The following is a 1,157-nucleotide window of genomic DNA, read 5'->3' on the forward strand; positions in this document are numbered from 1 at the left end:
CTCGAGACCTGGTGGGTTGGTGCCGGGTCTTGCCCACAGGTAGGTGGGTGCATCGTGGCCAGGGGTCTCGAGACGGCCGCGGGCGGCCTCCTCGACCACCGGCGGCCGCGGGCGGCCTCCTCGACCCCGGCTGGATGAGGGGGTCGGTGCGTGCCTGTACCCCGCCGATGGTGCTCACTCGGCGGGGTGCAGCGGTTGTCAGGGCTCGCGTGATCGGGGTGGGTCGAGTGCTCTGGTGCCGCCGGGTCCGACGAGGAAGAGGCGTCCGTGGGGGCTGGTCCAGAGGAAGTGCCCGGGGGTGAGACTCAGGTAGCGCCATTCGCTGAAGGTCTTGGCGCGGTGATGTCGTCTGCAGAGCGGGTGGAGGTTGCAGGGGCAGGTGGGTCCGCCCTTGTTGTGGGGGATCTCGTGGTCGATGTCGCACTTGACGGCTGGTGTCGTGCAGTTCGGGAAGCTGCAGGTGTGGCGCCGCGACCGGACCCTGTGTTTGTGGCGGTCGGGGATCTCGTAGGAGTCCACGGGGATGCAGTCCGCCAGGTTGATCACCGGGCGGACGACGATCGAGGTGGTCTCCCGTGAGCGGAGCCACTCCTTGATCTGTGCGGTGGTGACGGGCTTGTCGCCCCACCTGCCGACCGGGTTCTCACCTCGCAGCGTGCCGTCGGTGATGTGGAGGTCCATCACGACCTTGCGACCGGCGGAGCGGACGGTGACCTCACCGGTGTCCTCGTCGGTGGTCANTCGCAGCGTGCCGTCGGTGATGTGGAGGTCCATCACGACCTTGCGACCGGCGGAGCGGACGGTGACCTCACCGGTGTCCTCGTCGGTGGTCAGCAGGTCCAGGGCCAGGTCACGACGCGCGATCGCACCCACCGCTTGGGCTCGTCGGGCGTCGAGGGACCCCTCGTCCCCGAGACGTCCCCTCACCTCTGCCTCACGGGCGATGGCCTGGTTGAAGTCATGTCCGTCCGCAACGTCGACGACAGCGGTGATGAGGGCGTTGCCGTGCTCGTCGACCTCGGAGATCTCGCAGAACCGGTGCTCCTGGGCTTTCTTGTGCTCGGCCTCGGCTCGTTCGGGGTCGAACCGGATGATCGCTTCGGTGATGAGTCGGTCGAGCTGCGCCCAGCTCACGTCGGCGACGGCGGCGAGTTGGC

The sequence above is a fragment of the Nocardioides sp. Root190 genome (assembly GCF_001428565.1).
In the GTDB taxonomy this organism is placed as follows: Bacteria; Actinomycetota; Actinomycetes; order Propionibacteriales; family Nocardioidaceae; genus Nocardioides.